Source organism: Thalassolituus alkanivorans, assembly GCF_020447205.1.
GTDB classification, from domain to species: Bacteria; Pseudomonadota; Gammaproteobacteria; order Pseudomonadales; family Oceanobacteraceae; genus Venatoribacter; species Venatoribacter alkanivorans.
In genome coordinates, this window is record NZ_JAJAEL010000035.1 from 382,304 (window position 1) to 400,952 (window position 18,649).

Annotated in this window: 16 protein-coding genes; 6 read left to right on the forward strand and 10 right to left on the reverse strand. The window is 53.0% G+C overall.

What is annotated here, in order from left to right:
- Positions 1–2,055, forward strand: a 2,055-nt coding sequence (locus LGT44_RS12290; RefSeq protein WP_230333619.1) for an EAL domain-containing response regulator, incomplete at its 5' end; no start/stop codon positions are given.
- 74 nt (positions 2,056–2,129) lie between these two features.
- Here LGT44_RS12290 and serB read toward each other — a convergent pair.
- Positions 2,130–3,341, reverse strand: a complete 1,212-nt coding sequence (gene serB / locus LGT44_RS12295) for a phosphoserine phosphatase SerB (protein WP_145469885.1) — start codon at positions 3,339–3,341, stop codon at positions 2,130–2,132.
- Between the two features lie 36 nt (positions 3,342–3,377).
- On the reverse strand, positions 3,378–3,548 hold the full coding sequence (locus tag LGT44_RS12300; protein ID WP_186435978.1) for a hypothetical protein: 171 nt from the start codon (positions 3,546–3,548) through the stop codon (positions 3,378–3,380).
- Positions 3,549–3,809: 261 nt separating this feature from the next.
- On the opposite strand from LGT44_RS12300, the gene LGT44_RS12305 reads away from it, so the two are divergent.
- The 3 genes from LGT44_RS12305 to LGT44_RS12315 all read left to right on the forward strand — a co-directional run bounded on the left by LGT44_RS12305 (position 3,810) and on the right by LGT44_RS12315 (position 6,734).
- The gene (locus tag LGT44_RS12305) at positions 3,810–5,072 is read left to right on the forward strand and encodes an adenylate/guanylate cyclase domain-containing protein (protein ID WP_230332614.1); all 1,263 of its coding nucleotides are present in this window, start codon (positions 3,810–3,812) and stop codon (positions 5,070–5,072) included.
- 109 nt (positions 5,073–5,181) lie between these two features.
- A complete protein-coding gene (locus LGT44_RS12310) occupies positions 5,182–6,294 on the forward strand; it encodes a porin (protein WP_230332613.1) in 1,113 nt (370 codons plus the stop codon).
- An 11-nt stretch (positions 6,295–6,305) separates the two neighbouring features.
- A complete protein-coding gene (locus LGT44_RS12315; RefSeq protein WP_225692104.1) occupies positions 6,306–6,734 on the forward strand; it encodes a type 2 periplasmic-binding domain-containing protein in 429 nt (142 codons plus the stop codon).
- 87 nt (positions 6,735–6,821) lie between these two features.
- On the opposite strand, the gene LGT44_RS12320 is transcribed toward LGT44_RS12315, so the two are convergent.
- From LGT44_RS12320 to LGT44_RS12330, 3 genes are all read right to left on the reverse strand, one after another.
- Positions 6,822–7,406, reverse strand: a complete 585-nt coding sequence (locus tag LGT44_RS12320) for a tRNA-uridine aminocarboxypropyltransferase (RefSeq protein ID WP_230332612.1) — start codon at positions 7,404–7,406, stop codon at positions 6,822–6,824.
- Positions 7,403–10,240: an excinuclease ABC subunit UvrA gene (gene uvrA, locus LGT44_RS12325; protein ID WP_230332611.1), complete on the reverse strand. Its 2,838-nt coding sequence runs from the start codon at positions 10,238–10,240 to the stop codon at positions 7,403–7,405. Before uvrA ends, LGT44_RS12320 begins: the two co-directional genes overlap by 4 nt.
- Before the next feature lie 64 nt (positions 10,241–10,304).
- Positions 10,305–10,985, reverse strand: a complete 681-nt coding sequence (locus tag LGT44_RS12330; protein WP_145469890.1) for a LuxR C-terminal-related transcriptional regulator — start codon at positions 10,983–10,985, stop codon at positions 10,305–10,307.
- Positions 10,986–11,270: 285 nt separating this feature from the next.
- Between LGT44_RS12330 and LGT44_RS12335 the strand changes: the two genes are divergently transcribed.
- Positions 11,271–12,671 carry an MFS transporter gene (locus LGT44_RS12335; protein ID WP_225692101.1) on the forward strand — a complete coding sequence of 467 codons (1,401 nt, stop codon included), beginning with the start codon at positions 11,271–11,273 and terminating at the stop codon, positions 12,669–12,671.
- On the forward strand, positions 12,655–13,311 hold the full coding sequence (gene ssb, locus LGT44_RS12340) for a single-stranded DNA-binding protein (protein WP_225692100.1): 657 nt from the start codon (positions 12,655–12,657) through the stop codon (positions 13,309–13,311). The genes LGT44_RS12335 and ssb overlap by 17 nt, the downstream gene beginning before the upstream one ends.
- A gap of 82 nt (positions 13,312–13,393) precedes the next feature.
- Here the strand turns inward: ssb and LGT44_RS12345 are convergent, their stop codons facing one another.
- The 5 genes from LGT44_RS12345 to ettA all read right to left on the reverse strand — a co-directional run bounded on the left by LGT44_RS12345 (position 13,394) and on the right by ettA (position 18,644).
- Positions 13,394–14,404: a cytochrome-c peroxidase gene (locus LGT44_RS12345; protein ID WP_230332610.1), complete on the reverse strand. Its 1,011-nt coding sequence runs from the start codon at positions 14,402–14,404 to the stop codon at positions 13,394–13,396.
- Positions 14,405–14,487: 83 nt separating this feature from the next.
- Positions 14,488–15,723 (reverse strand): molybdopterin molybdotransferase MoeA, encoded by a 1,236-nt coding sequence (moeA, locus tag LGT44_RS12350; RefSeq protein WP_230332609.1) that lies wholly within the window; start codon positions 15,721–15,723, stop codon positions 14,488–14,490.
- Entirely contained in the window at positions 15,723–16,388 is a 666-nt protein-coding gene (locus LGT44_RS12355; protein ID WP_230332608.1) for a fumarylacetoacetate hydrolase family protein, read from the reverse strand. The genes moeA and LGT44_RS12355 overlap by 1 nt, the downstream gene beginning before the upstream one ends.
- Before the next feature lie 69 nt (positions 16,389–16,457).
- Positions 16,458–16,823, reverse strand: a complete 366-nt coding sequence (locus tag LGT44_RS12360) for a PilZ domain-containing protein (protein WP_145469896.1) — start codon at positions 16,821–16,823, stop codon at positions 16,458–16,460.
- A 159-nt stretch (positions 16,824–16,982) separates the two neighbouring features.
- On the reverse strand, positions 16,983–18,644 hold the full coding sequence (gene ettA / locus LGT44_RS12365; RefSeq protein ID WP_145469897.1) for an energy-dependent translational throttle protein EttA: 1,662 nt from the start codon (positions 18,642–18,644) through the stop codon (positions 16,983–16,985).
- Between the last annotated feature and the right edge of the window lie 5 nt (positions 18,645–18,649).

An 18,649-nucleotide genomic window follows, 5' to 3' on the forward strand; every position in this document is an offset into this window, starting at 1 on the left:
ACCCAGAATGATGCCGAAAGCCTGGTGAGTCTGATGCGTAATTCCGGCAGCGCCACCCGGGCGCATCAGATTACCTCACTGGCAGACCTGAACGAACAGCTTCAGGAAAAATCCTGGGATCTTCTGGTTGCTCAGCCAGACGTTAATGGCATCAGTTATGATGATTTGCTGAAGCAGATCAAGCGACTGAATAAAGACCTGCCCGTCATTCTGATCACTGAAGATGTCGATGCCATGATTATGGAAGCGGCCATCAAACGTGGCGCCTGTACCGTGGTTCCCATTGACGAAAGCAATCTGCTGCTGCTGGTTATCCAGCGGGAATTACGCCATTTGCGCACCCGTCGTGAACTGCGGACACTGGAAGTTCGTATCCGTGATGCCGAAAAGCGCTGCCAGAATCTGCTCGAAAGTTCAAAAGATGCGGTGGCCTATATTCACGATGGTATGCACGTATACGCCAATCAGGCATATCTCGAACTCTTTGGTTATGCGTCAGTAGAAGAGCTGGAAGGAATGCCGATCATGGATATGGTCGACAGCTCAGGTCAGGCCGGATTTAAAAGCTTTCTGAAAACCTATCATGCCGAACAGGGCAGCAGTCAGGAGCTGAAAACCACCGGCATCAACGACAAGGGCCACACCTTTCCGATGCTGATGACCTTCTCTGCGGCCACTTATGGTGATGAACGCTGTACTCAGGTCGTTATCCGCACTAATGCCGATAACAGCGAGCTGGAAGCCAAACTGAAAGAAATCAGCAGCCGTGATCTGATGACAGGCTTGTACAACAAGCCCTACTTCAATGCCCGTCTGGAAGAAGCCGTCGACAGCGCTGTATTAAAAGGTGCTAAAGGTGCAGTGCTGTATATCAACATTGACCATTTCGGCAAAATCAAAAGTGAAATTGGCATCAGCAACGCCGATACCGTGATCAGTGAAATTGGTAACTGCCTCAAAGCACAGATCAATGAGAAAGACGTACTGGCCCGTATTGGTGAGGATATTTTCACCTGCATGCGTATGGGCGCCGATGCCGAATCCGCACTGCAGTTTGGCGAGCGCCTGCGCGATAAGATTGAGCATCTCTTAATTGATATCGGCAACCGCACCGTTACAGTGACCGCCAGTATCGGCCTGTCACTGATTACCGAAAACAGTTCACGGCCGGAAGATATTCTGCAGCAATCGCATCATGCATCCGATGATGTGCGTAAGCAGGCTGGCCATGAGCGTGGCAATGGCGTTCATCTCTTCCTGCCAAAAGAAATGGACGAGCCGCAACAGAGCAGCAACCTGCAGCAAACGCTGACTGACGCCATCCGCAATAACAGCTTCCGCCTGCTGTTCCAGCCGATGATCAGCCTGCGCGGCGAAGAAACCGAACACTATGAAACCTTACTGCGTCTGCATCATCCGAATGGCGATGAGTTGTCTGGCGGTGATTTCCTGAACAACACTGATATCAGCGATGATCTGAAGCGCAAGATTGACCGCTGGGTTATTCTGCACACCACTAAATTACTGGGTGAACATCGGGCGAAGGGGCATAACACCCGGATGTTTATCAACCTGTCAGCCGCATCCCTGGCCGATGACACTCTGCCCGGCTGGATTGGTGTCGCAATCAACGCCGCCAAGCTGCCAAAAGGTTCGGTGATCTTCCAGTTCAATGAAGAAGACGCCAGCCGTCTGCTGAAACAAACTCAGCAATTCAGCCACTCGCTGATGGAAAAAGGCATTCCGGCGGCACTCAGCCGTTTCGGCTGCGCGCTGAATCCGATGCAGACCCTGAAACACCTCGCGGTTGATTACGTTAAAGTCGATGGCTCCTTTACTCAGGAGCTGGGACAAAACCCTGAAGCGCAGAAACACCTGAAAGCCCTGCTTGAAGGTCTGCACGAAGAAGAAAAACGCACCATTGTGCCATTGGTTGAAAGCGCAAACTCGGTTGCTTCACTCTGGCAGCTGGGGGTTCACTTTATTCAGGGCTACTACGTTCAGCCACCACAGAGCGCAATGAGCTACAACTTCAGTGACGAAAATGAGGAGTAATCACTGAGTCACAAAAAAGCCCGGCAAGTACCATGATACTGAGCCGGGCTTTTTTGTGGCTGTTGCGGAATGTTTTACTCAAGAATATCGCGGTCGCGATAGCCCAGCAGGTACAGAATACCATCCAGCCCAAGTGTCGAAATCGCATTCTTAGCGTTTTCCCGCACCAGAGGTTTGGCGCGGAAAGCAATGCCAAGACCAGCAATGCTGAGCATCGGCAGATCGTTTGCACCGTCGCCGACAGCGATGGTCTGCTCCAGACGAATGCCTTCTTTCTCAGCCAGCTCACGCAGTAACTCGGCCTTACGCTGACCATCCACCACACGCCCGGTCACCCGGCCGGTGACTACACCATCTTCCATTTCCAGCTCGTTGGCATACACATAATCGATGCCCAGCTTGTCCTGCAGATAACGGCCAAAGTAATTAAAACCCCCCGACAGAATGGCGGTTTTATAACCCAGCGCTTTCAGATTACGGATCAGGCGTTCAGCGCCTTCGGTAACCGGCAGTTGTTCGGCAATTCCCTGCAGCACATCGCCACTCAGGCCTTTGAGCAGCGCCACACGCTGTTCGAAGCTCTGGATAAAGTCCAGTTCCCCTTGCATGGCGCGCTCGGTGATTTCCGCCACCTGCTCACCCACACCGGCCGCCCGGGCCAGCTCATCAATCACTTCTGCTTCAATCAGGGTTGAATCCATATCGAAGCAAACCAGACGACGGGTACGACGGTAAACGTTGTCTTCCTGGAAGGCGATATCCACGCCCAGTTCATTGGCAACCTGCAGAAACTGAGCGCGCATCACGCTTTGTTCAGCATCTCCACGCACGGAAAATTCCACGCAGGCACGGGTGTTCTGCTCAGTCTGCACCAGAGGAACACGCCCGGACAGACGGTTAATCTGATCAATATTCAGACCATGCTCAGCCACGATCGCCGTAATACGGGCAATAGCATCGGCTTCAATGGCACGGGCCAGCAGCGTAATAATATGACGCGGCTTGCCCTGACCATTAACCCAATGCTCGTAGCTTTCCGGTGTAACCGGCGTAAAACGGACAGACAGGCCCAGCTCGTGAGCCTTAAAGAGCACATCTTTTAATACCGGTGCCGATTCGGCACGGGAAGGAATGGCGGCCAGGATGCCCAGCGACAGAGTGTCGTGGATTTCGGCCTGGCCAATATCAAGAATGGTGACATCATATTGCGCCAGAATGGCGCTGATGCTTGAGGTTAACCCGGGCTTATCGGCCCCAGTCACTCGGATTAGAACCAATTCAGTCACGGACGTTACACCTGCAGGCAGATCAGTTTGATGCAATTACAGTTTGCCGGCGTCAGCTTTGGCAGCAGCAACAACCGCACGCAGCTCTTCGATCAGCTCAACGGTTTCATGTACAGACAGCGCGCGTACGCGGTCAACGCTCATCAGGTACAGACCTTTTTCCAGTTGTTGCAGCTTATCTTGCAGAGACTGTTTCACGTCGCTCATGGTGAATCCCCATTCATCAAAATTATAAATTCGGTTTACAGCATGCCGGATGATCATCCGCTGTCCTCAAAATAAGAGGACTGACAATTGCCGTTTCGCCCTAGCGTTACTGCAGGCGGCGCATATAATACCACCAATGTTGAGGAAATCTTCGTTTGTTTGAGTAATGTGATGCGGATCGCCAGCCTGATTGGGCAAAAGTTGAATACAAGTCAAATTTGCGGCCTGCTCGCAGCCTTTCTGATTTTACTGACAGGCCTGTTGATCAGCAGCCTGACCTACACCCATCTGGAAACCCAGCTGTCGGCCAAGCTGCGTCAGGATGCACAGCGCCAGTTACAGCGTCTGACCGTTGCCCTCGCACCCAGCCTGCTGCGTCAGGACCGCATCAGTATCAGCCTTACCCTGAGCGACTGGAGTAAGGGACCCGAAATCGATGCCATCCGTGTACTCAATGCCAGCCAGCAGGTCATCGCCGAAAGTGGCCGGCCATCACCGGACAGCATTGAGATCAGCCAACCGGTTACTCAGGACAATCTGTCCATTGGGCTACTGCGCGCCGACATCAATCTCAGCAGCGCGGAACAAACTGCCCGCCGCTATTTTGCTCTCGGATTAATTGCCAGCGCATTGGCAGCACTGCTGGCAGCTCTTATCGTGTATCAGCTGAGCGAACGCTATCTCCATTATTTACGCCAGTTACAACAACGCCTGTCTAACTGGCAGGAAGGCAAAGACCTTCTGCACCTGCCACCACCACCGCTTTTGTCCGACCTGAAACAGCTGCACAGCACCCTGAATAACATTGCTATTAAAGAGCAACAGCAACGTGCGATGCAGGAAGCGCTGGGACGTTTTATTTCTGCTCCGCCGGCCACAGGTGAGCTGCTGCGTTACCATGAATGCGCACTGTTGTTTATTGAGATTCAGGATCTCGAAATTTTGCAGAATCGTCTGAGTGCTGAGCAACTGAGTAAAACCCTCAACCAATATCACCGGCTTTTGTCCCATGCGGCCAAACTTTATAACGGCAAGCTGGATCGTTATCTGGGAGATGGTGTTGTCATGCTGTTCGGTATGTCACGCGACCCACAATCAGGACACGGTAATGAAGCCCTGCACTGCCTTTATGCCGCGCAATTATTCCTCGGCCTGATCGCTCATCTTCGCGATCACGACAGCAAAACACTGCCGGTCGAATTCCGCGTTGCAGCCCACTGGGGCCCGGTACTGATGGCACCATTAAGTGATGATGAGCAAATCCAGTGCAGCCTGATCGGCGATACAGTGCACTGGGCTTCCCACCTTGCTACCAGTGGTGAAGAACGTCGCCTGCTGGTCAGTCAGGAGCTGCTCAGCCATATCCCTCAGGATGCAGGTATTGCCTGGGAAGAAGGGCCGATGGTATCCGATTTACACGGACGTGAGCAGGCCAGCTATTGGCTTAACAGTCTGGCCGAAAAGAACCAATTGTTAATTCAGCGGCAGATCAAACATATCACCGCAATGACAGAAAATGCCTGAAGATCTTTTATTCCCCAAAACACAAAAGAAAATAAAAACATTGCCAATTTGAACTATTCCAGACCTCTACTAAGGTTATCTGTGAAACCAACAGTAGAGGATACTATCCATGGTTCTTCGCAAATCTGGCCTGGCAGCGGCAGTGCTGCTGGCCTGCAGCCCCGCTGCTTTTTCTGACGATTTAAATATTAATGGCTTCATGAATGTAACCGCCGGCAATCTGTCCACCGAAGATATTTCACTGGATGGTTACGATGACGGCGTTTCATTCGATGTCGGCACAGTGGTTGGGCTGCAGATGTCCAAGCAGGTCAACGACACAACATCAGCCACCGTCCAGTTAATATCCCGCGGCAGCGATAACTACAGCACTGAAGCATCCTGGGCATATGTTACTTACGCAGCCAATGAAAATACCGACATCCGTATGGGTCGTCTGCGTACCCCATTCTTCTATTATTCGGATTTTCTTGAAGTCGGTTATGCCTACAACTGGGTGCGTCCGCCTTCAATTGTCTACCGTCTGGATGCGTTTTCATCGATCAGTGGCGTTGATGTAACGCACCGTTTTGCCATCGCTGGTATGGACGGATCGGTACAGGCTTATACCGGCCGCTACAACGATGACTTTACGCTGAGTGGTGACACCTACAACATTGAGCTGCGCCGTGCAGCGGGCTTGGTTTTCAGTCTGAATTCCGGTGATTTCGGTGCCCGTCTGAGTTATCACCAGGCAGATCTGACTTTAGATGTAGATCCTACTGGTGGTCGTGCACTGGATAACCTTGCAGCAGGCGGTGCTCTTGCTGGCGTCGGTGATGAGTTCACTGCCGATGAAGATAAAGCCAAGTTCTATCAGGCATCCGTGTCATACGATAACGGCAGTACTGCGGTAATTGCTGAATGGACTGCATTGGACCAGACCACCGCATTACTCAACGATGACAGCGCCTATCTGATCAGTGCTGCCCAGCGCTTCGGTGATGCAACAGTGCACCTGACCTATACCGTTGCAGAAGATGATCTTGAGTCTGGTGTTGTCGGTCAGGTCCAGAAAAATGCAGAGTCCAAAGAAAACAGTATTATCCTCGGGATGCGTTATGACTACGACAGCAGTACAGCGTTTAAAGTCGATATTCAACAGCATGACGAAGAACTGGTTAATGGTGCAAAAGGTGAATCCGGCCTGCTCTACAATGTCGGTATGAGTCTGGTATTTTAAGGAGAGAGTATATGAATATGTTTAAAGTGATCTCCCGACTTGCCATTGCCATGACGTTCTTTGTCACTGCTCTGGCCAATGCCGAAGTTGCTGTGATTGTCAGTGCTTCCAACGCCAACTCTGCACTGGATCAGGATACCATTTCACGGGTTTTTCTGGGAAAGACGTCGAACTTCCCCGATGGCAGCCAGGCGATTCCCGTCGATCAGAACGAAGGTTCTGCCAGCCGTGAAGCCTTTAACGATAAAGTGCTGGGCAAAAGCTCCAGCCAGTTAAAAGCCTACTGGTCACGACTGATCTTTACCGGTAAAGGTACTCCGCCAAAAGAATCTGGCTCAGATGCCGACATCAAAAATCTGGTCGCTAAAAACCCTAACCTTATCGGTTATGTCGACTCATCTGTCGTGGATAGCTCGGTTAAGGTTGTCTTTAAATTCTGATTTTATTCAGAAGTTAAAGACACTAAAAAGGCGCTTCGGCGCCTTTTTTATGTCCGTAAATAAAAACCAGGAATATTCGCTGCACTTTCAGCCCTTATGACCGAAACCCTGCTGAACTTCGACCATTCTGTTCAATACCCGTAAAACAGGCTGATAATCCTGCGACGGATCAAGCCATTGCAATGCACTGACACCGGCCTCAATAGTCGACAACCCACCACGTTGCTGTGATGCACGTATTGCATAACCACTGGGTTGTTGTGGTGTTAAAACAATATGAGGTAAATCATTCAGCCAGGGATTCAGGTGCAATAAACGCCGGACTTTACGCCAGGTTCCATCCAATATCAGTAATTGCCGAATGTGAATACGCGCGTTTTCTGCCAATGCAGGTTTATGTGTAAACGGATACAGCAGCGCTGTTGTACTCTGCTCACCTGCAGCAAAAATATCCTGTGGTTGCAGACAATCAGCCACCAGCAAACGACTGCCGGCAATGCTTTTATGCAGTAAGGGTGCTGTTGATAAAGGATGACGCGCCTCGGTAGGATCCTGCCAGATAATCAGTTCTACCGGACTGGACAAAACGTGGATGTACGGACACAGACAAACCGACAGAGGACGCCGGCACTGTTCACAGTGCCGGCGTTTCTGAACAAACTCTGAGCTCATTTTTTCCGCGGTTTAAGCAACGATTTAAGAAAGTGACCGGTGTGTGAGGCTTTATTCTTCACCACCTCTTCCGGCGTTCCTTCGGCAATAATATAACCACCTTTGGAACCACCTTCAGGGCCAAGATCAACAATCCAGTCGGCGGTTTTAATCACATCCAGATTATGCTCAATCACCACAATGGTATTGCCATCATCGCGCAGGCGATGCAATACTGCCAGCAGCTGCTCGATATCATGGAAGTGCAGGCCGGTGGTCGGCTCATCCAGAATATACAGCGTTTTACCGGTATCGCGTTTCGATAATTCCTTCGCCAGTTTTACCCGCTGAGCTTCACCACCAGACAAGGTTGTCGCTGCCTGGCCAAGGCGGATATAACTCAGGCCAACATCCATCAGCGTCTGTAATTTACGCGCCACTGCCGGAATAGCGTCGAAGAATTCACGTGCATCTTCAACCGTCATATCCAGCACTTCGTGGATATTTTTACCTTTATAACGGATATCCAGCGTCTCGCGGTTGTAGCGCTTGCCTTTACAGATATCACAGGGAACGTAGATATCAGCCAGAAAGTGCATTTCTACTTTAATAACACCGTCACCCTGACAGGCTTCACAACGGCCACCTTTCACGTTGAATGAAAAACGTCCGGCTTTATAGCCACGGGAACGGGATTCCTGCGTACCGGCAAATAATTCCCGTACCGGGGTAAAAATACCGGTGTAGGTTGCCGGGTTGGAACGTGGTGTCCGTCCGATCGGGCTCTGATCAATATCGACGACTTTATCCAGCTGCTTCAGGCCAACGATCGAATCGTACTCAGCCGCTTTCAGGGTCGTGGCACCATTTAACGCTGTTGAAGCCAGCGGGAATAATGTGCGGTTAATCAGAGTGGATTTACCTGAGCCCGATACGCCGGTCACGCAGGTCATCAGTCCCAGCGGAATGGTCAGGTCGACATTATTCAGGTTATTACCACGGGCGCCTTTTAACTGCAGAACTTTATTCTGATCATAAGGCGTACGTTTTTCCGGTACATGGATAGAACGCTTGCCGGATAAGAACTGTCCGGTAACCGAGTTCGGATTAGCAAACACCTGCTCCGGCGTGCCCTGTGCAATCACTTCGCCACCATGCACACCAGCACCCGGACCGATATCAATTAAATGATCGGCGCTGCGGATGGCATCTTCATCGTGTTCAACCACCAGTACGGTATTTCCCAGATCGCGCAGGTGAAACAGGGTCTTCAGCAGACGGTCGTTATCACGCTGATGCAGACCAATAGAAGGTTCATCGAGAATATACATAACGCCAACAAGACCGGCACCAATCTGCGACGCCAGACGGATACGCTGCGCTTCACCACCGGATAACGTATCCGAGCTGCGGTTCAGTGTCAGATATTCGAGTCCGACGTTAACCAGAAAACGCAGGCGCTCGCGGATTTCTTTCAGGATCTTTTCGGCAATTTCACCACGATGGCCAGCCAGGTGAAGCTCCGTAAAATAATCAAACGCCTGCTCAACCGGCATCGCTGTACAGGCATGAATGGTTTTATCGCCGACAAACACATTACGTGCTTCAACCCGCAGACGTGAGCCTTCACAGGATGGGCATGGCTGTACACTGAGATATTTACTCAGTTCTTCGCGCACCATCTGCGAATCGGTTTCGCGGTAGCGACGTTCGAGATTTGGCAGCACACCTTCAAAAGGATGCGCCTTGATAATCTGGTCACCACGGGAATTGACGTAATTAAAATTCACCGCTTCATCGCCACTGCCGTAGAGCAGCAGATCGCGTTGTTTAGCGGTTAATTTGCCGAAGTTTTTCTCAATATCAAAACCATAGTGCTCAGCCACCGAGCTAAGCATCTGATAATAGTAAATGCTGCGTCTGTCCCAGCCGCGGATCGCACCTTCGCCAATGCTCAGATTCTGATCGTGCACCACCAGCTCCGGATCAAAATACTGTTTTACCCCCAGACCATCACAGCTGGTACAGGCACCGGCCGGATTGTTAAAGGAGAACAGACGCGGTTCCAGCTCGGATAAGCTATAACCACAATGCGGACAGGAAAATTGTGACGAAAACAGCAGAGGCTCGGCTTTATCGTCATCCATCGAGGCCACAAGAGCCAGGCCACCGCTCAGCTCCAGACAGGTTTCCAGCGACTCTGACAAACGCTGTTCAATACCTTCTTTCACCTTAAAGCGGTCAACCACAACTTCTACGCTGTGCTTACGGCGTTTATCCAGCTCCGGCGTATCGTCCAGGTCGCACACCAGACCATTCACCCGTACGCGGATAAAACCCTGTGAACGCAGGCTGTCGAATACGTGCAGATGCTCACCTTTACGGTCACGCACCACCGGCGCCAGAATCATATGCTTACTGTCATCCGGCAGATCCATAATGCTGTCGACCATCTGACTGACAGTCTGAGCTTCCAGCGCAACTTCGTGATCAGGGCAACGCGGCACACCGACACGGGCAAACAGCAAACGCAGGTAATCGTAGATTTCGGTAACCGTACCAACGGTCGAGCGGGGGTTGTGTGAAGTGGACTTCTGTTCGATGGAGATAGCCGGTGACAGACCTTCAATCAGATCAACATCGGGCTTTTCCATCATCGACAGGAACTGACGGGCATAGGTCGACAGAGACTCAACGTAACGGCGCTGGCCTTCGGCGTAGAGCGTATCAAATGCCAGAGAGGATTTGCCCGAGCCACTCAGCCCCGTAATAACAACCAGCTTGTCACGGGGAATATCCAGATCGATATTCTTGAGATTGTGGGTACGGGCCCCTCTCACCTGAATCTTATCCATAGACGGCTCATCACATCAGAGAAAAGCCGCCATTGTAGTTCAGGCAGAGGTTGAGTTCAGCCGCTTATTCAACTGATTCGTGCAACAGCTCTTCCATATACTCTTTAGCCCAGTTCACAGCCTGAATACGGTTGCCCGCACCAATCTTTTTGAACAGGTTATAAATATGGGTTTTAACTGTATGCATGCTGACGTTGAGCTTGTCCGCAATTTCGATATTAGTCGCGCCAGTCGCAGTTAAACGCAGGATCTGCTTCTCGCGCTTGGTCAGTACCGTGGTGGTGGTGGTCATTTTACGCGGCTTATGGCGGGTGCGTTCCAGATACTGCCCCACCAGCTGGCGCGGCAGCCAGTATTCGCCTTCAAACAGGCCAACAATGCCTTTACTCAGCTGTTGTTGTGAACACTCACGATAGAACAGACCATTGACCATTGGCCAGGCCATCAGGCGTTCAACCGGATGGTTATGCGGAGTATTGAAGAAAGCCACCTTGATATCCACCGGCTGCTCGTACACCTGCTCCAGTAAATCATGCAGTTTTTCCGGGCGTGCGCATTCAGCGTCAACCAGCACAAGCGTTTTACAGGGGTAACGATTCCAGTCTTCACGCCATTCCGGCACACTGACCAGCTGGCAGTCGATATTTGTACGCTGGTGAATGTAACCAATGAGAATGGAATTCTGCAGATTTTGTTGGCCGAATAAGATAATGCGACGACCTGGGAGGCTTGCCTGACGATCCATAACATAACTCCTTTATGCCTGTTGCTGATCCTTAACCGGTCTTCCAAAACCAGTGCTAAGAGTGTACGCAATCCAATGCAAATTGCCACTTGAGCATGACTTTTTTTCGTAGTTTTACGGATTGACCCACGGCTTTTTGAAGAACTTCCGTACCATTCCCGGATCTGTCCGGAGCCACCGTAAACAAGTAATCTGCAGATAACCGTGCTTAAGACTTAATCCACAGACGGCATTACTGTTAAACTGGCGCACTTTTTAGCTGTACCAACCGGAATACCAGTGAGTATGTCGAGTTCTACCTCTCCAGAAACTGAGCACAGCGGCATTTCTGCCGTCGAACAGCGTGCAGTCGTCTCCCTCGCGTCACTCTATGCCCTGCGTATGCTGGGGCTGTTTATGGTGCTGCCGGTGATGATGATCGAAGGACAGAAGCTCGATGGCGCTACGCCACAACTGCTTGGTCTGGCGATGGGGGTCTATGGCCTCACTCAGGCGCTGTTGCAGATTCCCGCCGGAACCCTGTCGGACCGCTTTGGCCGTAAACCTATTATTATCGGTGGCCTGCTGATTTTTGCTCTTGGCAGTCTGATCGCCGCCAGCGCCGACAGCGTGTACGGTGTTATTCTTGGCCGCGCGCTGCAGGGTGGTGGCGCCATTGCCAGTGCGATTATGGCACTGGTTACGGATCTGACCCGCGAAGAGAACCGCATGAAAGCGATGGCGTCTATTGGCGCCAGCATCGGCCTGTCTTTTTCTGTCGCATTGGTACTGGGACCATGGCTTGCCGGATTAGGCGGTCTGAGCCTGATTTTTGGCCTGACCGGCGTACTTGCCCTGCTGGGCATTCTGGTAACGCTGTTTGTTATTCCAACACCACCCGTTTTGCCCCATCGCGATGCCTCGGCGGTACTGAGCGAAGTCGGTGTTCAGCTGCGTAATACCCAGCTATGGCCGCTCAATCTGGGGATATTCCTGCTGCACGCCTTAATGGTGGCTATTTTTATCGCCATTCCCGGACAATTGCTGAAGCTGGATTTACCGGCAGAGCATCACAGCTGGCTGTATTTACCGGTACTTCTCAGTGCCTTTGTATTAATGGTGCCCTTTATCATCATCGCCGAGAAGCGCCGCAAGATGAAAAGCGTGGTGATTACCGGTGCCTGCGTTATTGCTCTCAGCCTGTTTGGTATGTCAGCAGCCGCTGAAATGTGGCATTGGGTTGTGCTGCTGTTGCTGTATTTCTGGGGCTTTAATCTGATGGAGGCCAGCCTGCCATCCTGGCTGAGCAAGATTGCTCCGGCCGGCGCCAAGGGCAGCGCCATGGGCATTTATTCCAGCATGCAGTTCCTCGGCGCCTTTGCCGGCGGCAGCCTCGGCGGCTGGCTTATGAGCCAGTACGGCAGCAGTGCATTATTTGTCGGACTGGGGGCATTAGTGATACTTTGGGTGCTGCTTATGTCACAGTCTTCCGCCCCGCAACACCTTACCAGTGTTCGTCTGGACAGCACGGATGGCTGCAGCGAACAACAACTTGCACAATTGATGGCACTGGCCGGAGTCTCGGAAGTCAGTCTGCTTGCCAGTGAAGGCGCAATCTATTTAAAAGTCAGTGCTGATGCCTTTGATCGAACACAGGCATTGGCCATCATTCATTCCACAGGAGAAGAGCATGGGTCGCAGCGTTAACAAAGTGACACTCATTGGTACTCTGGGTCGTGACCCTGAAGTTCGTTATATGCCGAATGGCAACGCCGTGGCCAATCTGACACTGGCCACCGACGAAAGCTACAACGACAAACAGACCGGCCAGAAAGTAGAATCCACCGAATGGCACCGTATTACGGTATACGGCAAGCTGGCAGAAATTATTCAGCAATACCTGAAAAAAGGCTCAAAAGCCTACTTCGAAGGTAAACTACGTACCCGCGAATGGGAAAAAGACGGCGTTAAACGCTACACCACCGAAATCATCGCCAACGATATGATGATGCTCGATGGCCGTGGCGACAATATGGGGTCTTATTCAGCGCCATCGCAGACAATGAGCCAGCCTATGGGCATGAACGCACCACAGGGTTATCAGCAGGCTCCTCAGGCAGCACCACAGCAAGCTCCGATGGCCGCACCTCAGGCTCCGCGTGGCTATCAGCAAGCTCCGCAACAGGCACCGCAGCATGTTCCGCAACAGGCTCCACAGCATGCTCCGCAACAGCCGGCCTATCAGGGTGGTTACCAGCAGCCAGCTCAGGCTCCGGTGCAACAGCCGCAGCACGCACCACAGCCAAGCAACAGCTTTGACGATTTTGATGACGATATCCCGTTCTGATCAACCGCCCCGGCGGTTATAAGAGCAATAAAAAACCCTGCCAATGCAGGGTTTTTTATTGTCTGTCAGCGGGGCCGTCCGGTTATGGCCGTTGCAACTCAGCCGGCATGGGCGCAGTAACCGCCTGCAGGAAGGTCTGAATTGCCTGATTATCATCGTCACTCAGCGTTCGCCCTAACTGCACTTTTGCCATGATGTCGATGGCGTCCTTCAGCTCTGCCACAGAACCATCGTGAAAATAAGGTGCGGTCTGTACCACATGACGTAACGGTGGCACTTTGAATACCCGGCGGTCGCTTTCCTTACCGGTAAATGCCATACGGCCAATGTCTTCCTGTGAGCCGATATACTGGGTGTAGTCGGCAACAATACCAAACTTCTGATAAGAAGTTCCGCCCAGCAAACGGCCATTATGACAGCCTGCACAGCCGGTATTGATAAAGGTTTTTAATCCCTCTTTCTGCGCTGTGTTCAGAGCCTGAGCGTCGCCCTGCAGATAGCGGTCGAAAGCAGAGGTGGTTACCAGATGCTCCTGATAAGCGCTCAGTGCTTTCCCCCAGTTGGCAGCGGTCACTCCATCGTCGTACAGCGCATTAAAGCGTTCATTCAGATCTGGCAGGGCCTTAATAACCGCCAGCGCTTCATCGGCCGAAGCATGAGCGTAAGCCGGTGGTGCCGTCAGTGCGCGTATTGCCTGGTCCGCCAGAGACTCCCGGTCACCGGTCCAGTGCATGCTGATCTGCGGCACGATATCGACAATGGTCGGTGTATTACGCTTACCTTGCCGGCCGAATGCTCCCAGCGCGGTTTTGCGTCCGTCGGCACCGCCTTTGCTCTGTTCATGGCAGGTACCGCAATTGGTGCCGTCGCGACCAATACGGGTATCAAAGAACAGTACCCGGCCCAGAGCAGCTTCGACGGCTGAGGATTGCCGTGGTGGCGCCTCTCCTGAGCCAAATACAGCCTGAGCCTGCTGTTGCAGAGCATCTGCACTGGCAGGTGCCGATACCGATAACATGGCGCTCAAAGCAGCAAAGGCCATCAGGCCCACTGTGAAAGGGGTCGCTGCGACCCGGCGGATTGTCGGGATCATAAATTACTCTTCATCAGGTTAAGTGCAGTAAGCGGCGTAGGACGGAGACGACTCATGAGAGTTCCATCGGCAGCTGAACAACACTATCCCAGTAAAGCATCAAAAGGCTCGATCATAACGCTCTCACCTTCTTCCACCCGGCCACGCATCTGCTCCAATACAATGTAGCAATTAGCCTGACTCATCGAGCTGAGCACACCGGAGCTTTGCCCACCGGTTGGCCGCACCACTATCTGGCCCTGTTCATTCAGTTGCCAGATACCACGCTGGAAGTCCGTGCGTCCCGGACTTTTGCGGATAACACTGGCGGCAACTGCCGGCAGACGCAGCGCTGCAGTCTGCGTTTCACCGGCCAGTTTGCGCAGCATCGGCACCGCCAGCTGATGCATGGTCACCAGTGCCGATACCGGATTACCGGGCAAGCCGATAAATACGCTGTTGGGCAGACGGCCGCTGGCAAAGGGCTTACCCGGTTTAATCGCCAGCTTCCAGAAACTGATTTCGCCAAGCTCGGCGAGAATATCTTTGGTGTAGTCGGCTTCACCCACCGATACACCACCAGAGGTAATGACCACATCGGCCTGACGGTCGGCCTGAATAAAGGCCTGACGCAGTGCTTCGGGGTTGTCATCCACTTTGCCCAGATCCAGCACGTCACAGCCAAGGCGTCTGGCAACAGACGCCACGGTAAAGCTGTTGCTCTGATAAATCTGCCCATCTGCCAAAGGCTCACCCGGCATCACCAGCTCATCACCGGTCGCCAGCAATGCAACTTTCAGTCGCGGCCGCACACTGACCCCGGCAATGCCAATACTGGCCAGCAGGCCAACGTCCGCCGGACGCAGACGCCGCCCGGCATGCAGAATCACCTGCCCTGCACGGATATCATCGCCGCAATAGCGCACGTTATCGCCCTGCGGCGCGCCAGCCTGAAACTGTACCCGGCCGCTTTCCAGCACGGTGGCATTTTCCTGCATGACCACGGTGTCGGCTCCGGCAGGCAGCAGTGCACCGGTCATAATACGGACACACTCCCCCTGACCAACGCTGCCGCTGAAGGGATGGCCCGCCATGCTTTTACCCAGCAGGGTTAATTCGCAGCCGGCACTTAAATCGGCAGCCCGCACGGCATAACCATCCATCGCCGAGTTGTCAGCCGGAGGGACATTCAGCGTGCTGCAGACATCATCAGCCAGCACCCGACCCAGCGCCTCCTCCAGCCTGATGAGTTCTTTATCGCTCCGTGTTTCGATACCGTCCAGTAAGCTTTCCAGTGCCTGATCCAGCGGCGTCAGACCCGGCATATCACAGGATGCCATCAGCCCATCTCCTCAACACTGCAGTGCACTCTGAGCCAGTCCTGCAAACGGGCTTCCAGCTGATCGCCGGGCAACAGAGGTCCAACACCAGCCGGGGTACCGGTCATAATGATATCGCCCGGATTCAGCGTGAAAATCCGGCTCATATGGGCAATCAGCGGCAGCAATGGGAACAACATATCGGCGCTGCTGCCCTGCTGTTGTACTTTGCCATTACGCGTCAGAGTCAGGCTCAGCTGCTGCCAGTCTTCCACCCGCGAGGCGGCAACAAAATCACTCAGCGGACAGGCACCATCAAAGCCCTTGGCGATTTCCCAGGGCTGGCCTTTCGCTTTCAGTCCGTCCTGCACATCACGCAGGGTCAGATCCAGGCCAAGGCCCACACCGGCAATAGCGGCCGGAACGTCATCTTCAGCGGCGTGACATAAGCGCTGACCAATCAACACCGCGATTTCCAGTTCGTGATGCACAGACCCCTGCCCCTGCGGGATACGGAACGATGGCGCCATAGACACCGCAGCGTCAGCGGGTTTGATAAACAGAATCGGCTGGCTGGGAATGGGGTTATTCAGTTCACGGGCGTGTTCAGCATAGTTACGTCCGACACAGACAATTTTGCCGGTTGAATGGGTAAAGGACTGACCTTCGAGGATGGGAAAATACATAAAAAAACGGCCTGATCAGGATCACAGGCCGTTACTATACCTTGTCACCCGGCTCGCCGGGAGAAGGATCTAGTCCGCAGGACTCGGGCGCACCAGTTCGGCCAGCTCGCGGTGTACAGCCTGCGGATCGGCCAGATTAAGCTCCAGCAGACGGCGCAATGCGGTCATACTGTCGAGATCCATCGAATCACAGGCACAGCCGACAACGTCATCGTCGATATGCACCAGCGAGCAGCGCATTTCGATGGTTTCCTGCGGCGACAAAACCAGGGTTACCACCAGTTGCTGCTCCAGGCGCCAGTTAACATTTTCCGGACGCACCAGTAACACACCACGCAAACTGATATCCAGACAATGGGTTTCAAGCCGCTCCCCATCGGTTTCAACCTGAACCCGCTGAAGGAAATGCACACGTTTGAACTGCCGAGAATCCATGACTTACCTCTGTCATATTCCGGGGCATTATGCCCACAGATGTATAAAGGTTTAGTCCGTATTGCTGAGATCGCAAACCGCTGAGGCTGACGTTTATGACAGAAAAGAAAGAGAACGCCGGAAGCCAGATGCTGACAGCAGCTGGCTTCCGGCAACGATTTACGCCAGACGCTTGTACTTCATACGCTTAGGCGCGGCATCGTTACCCAGACGCTTCTTACGGTCGGCTTCGTACTCGGTGTAGTTACCTTCAAAGAAAGTTACTTTGGAGTCGCCTTCGTAAGCCAGAATATGGGTGGCAATACGGTCGAGGAACCAGCGATCGTGGGAAACCACCATTACTGCACCCGGGAAAGCCAGTACCGCTTCTTCCAGCGCACGCAGGGTTTCTACGTCGAGGTCGTTGGACGGTTCGTCCAGCAGTAACACATTGGCGCCCTGCTTCAGGGTATAGGCCAGCTGCAGACGACCACGCTCACCACCGGACAGTTCACCAACACGCTTCTGCTGATCGCCGCCTTTGAAGTTAAAGCGGCCGATGTAAGAGCGGCTTGGGTAGTCTTTACCGTTAATGTTGATCATATCCAGACCGTCAGAAATGGATTCCCATACGGTTTTCTTGTCGTCCAGTTCATCACGCAGCTGTTCAACAAAGGCCAGCTTCACGGTTTCACCGATGACCACTGAGCCGGAATCCGGCTGTTCCGTACCGGCAATCATGCGGAACAGGGTCGATTTACCGGCACCGTTACCACCGATAATGCCGACGATGGCACCCGGCGGTACGGTAAAGCTCAGGTCATCGATCAGCACCCGGTCGCCATAGGCTTTGGTAACGTTATGGAACTCAATCACCTTATCGCCCAGACGCGGGCCGGGTGGAATGTAGATTTCGTTGGTTTCGTTACGGGTCTGGAATTCGCGTGAGTTCATTTCCTCAAACGCGGCCAGACGCGCCTTGCTCTTCGCCTGACGGCCCTTAGCCCCCTGACGAACCCACTCCAGCTCATGTTTGATGGCTTTGGAGTGTGCTTCTTCCTGTTTCTTTTCCTGCTCTAAGCGTTTTTCTTTCGCTTCCAGCCAGGTGGTGTAGTTGCCCTGATACGGAATGCCGTGGCCACGATCGAGCTCCAGAATCCATTCCGCACAGTTATCGAGGAAGTAACGGTCGTGGGTAATGGCCACCACAGTGCCCGGATACTCTTCCAGGAACTGCTCCAGCCAGCCCACGGATTCGGCATCCAGGTGGTTGGTGGGTTCGTCTAATAACAGCATATCCGGCTTGGACATCAGCAGACGGCACAATGCCACGCGGCGGCGCTCACCACCGGACAGTTTGGTCACATCGGCGTCCCAGGGTGGCAGACGCAGCGCATCGGCGGCGACTTCCATATGGCGCTCCATATCATGACCGCCAGCCGCTTCAATAAAGGCTTCCAGCTGCCCCTGTTTTTTCGCCAGTGCATCGAAGTCGGCATCCGGCTCGGCGTAAGCGGCATACACGGCATCCAGTGCTGCGCGGGCATCAATCAGCTCACGCAGGCCATCTTCGACGTTACCTTTAACGTCTTTGGCCGGATCAAGCTCCGGTTCCTGCGGCAGGTAGCCGATTTTCAGATCAGGTTGCGGACGTGCCTCACCAATAATGTCGGTATCCAGACCTGCCATAATTTTCAGCAGGGTGGATTTACCGGAACCATTCAGACCCAGCACGCCGATTTTGGCGCCAGGGAAGAACGAAAGGGAAATATCACGCAGAATCTGGCGTTTGGGCGGAACAATCTTGCCCAGACGGTTCATGGTGAATACATACTGTGCCATGGAAA

Bases quoted from the DNA above. Each gene is read 5' to 3' on its own strand.
- LGT44_RS12300 (WP_186435978.1), bottom strand. From the start codon at position 3,548: ATGAGCGACGTGAAACAGTCTCTGCAAGATAAGCTGCAACAACTGGAA.
- LGT44_RS12310 (WP_230332613.1), top strand. From the start codon at position 5,182: ATGGTTCTTCGCAAATCTGGCCTGGCAGCGGCAGTGCTGCTGGCCTGC.
- LGT44_RS12315 (WP_225692104.1), top strand. From the start codon at position 6,306: ATGAATATGTTTAAAGTGATCTCCCGACTTGCCATTGCCATGACGTTC.
- LGT44_RS12320 (WP_230332612.1), bottom strand. From the start codon at position 7,406: ATGAGCTCAGAGTTTGTTCAGAAACGCCGGCACTGTGAACAGTGCCGG.
- uvrA (WP_230332611.1), bottom strand. From the start codon at position 10,240: ATGGATAAGATTCAGGTGAGAGGGGCCCGTACCCACAATCTCAAGAAT.
- LGT44_RS12330 (WP_145469890.1), bottom strand. From the start codon at position 10,985: ATGGATCGTCAGGCAAGCCTCCCAGGTCGTCGCATTATCTTATTCGGC.
- LGT44_RS12335 (WP_225692101.1), top strand. From the start codon at position 11,271: ATGTCGAGTTCTACCTCTCCAGAAACTGAGCACAGCGGCATTTCTGCC.
- ssb (WP_225692100.1), top strand. From the start codon at position 12,655: ATGGGTCGCAGCGTTAACAAAGTGACACTCATTGGTACTCTGGGTCGT.
- LGT44_RS12345 (WP_230332610.1), bottom strand. From the start codon at position 14,404: ATGATCCCGACAATCCGCCGGGTCGCAGCGACCCCTTTCACAGTGGGC.
- moeA (WP_230332609.1), bottom strand. From the start codon at position 15,723: ATGGCATCCTGTGATATGCCGGGTCTGACGCCGCTGGATCAGGCACTG.
- LGT44_RS12355 (WP_230332608.1), bottom strand. From the start codon at position 16,388: ATGTATTTTCCCATCCTCGAAGGTCAGTCCTTTACCCATTCAACCGGC.
- LGT44_RS12360 (WP_145469896.1), bottom strand. From the start codon at position 16,823: ATGGATTCTCGGCAGTTCAAACGTGTGCATTTCCTTCAGCGGGTTCAG.
- ettA (WP_145469897.1), bottom strand. From the start codon at position 18,644: ATGGCACAGTATGTATTCACCATGAACCGTCTGGGCAAGATTGTTCCG.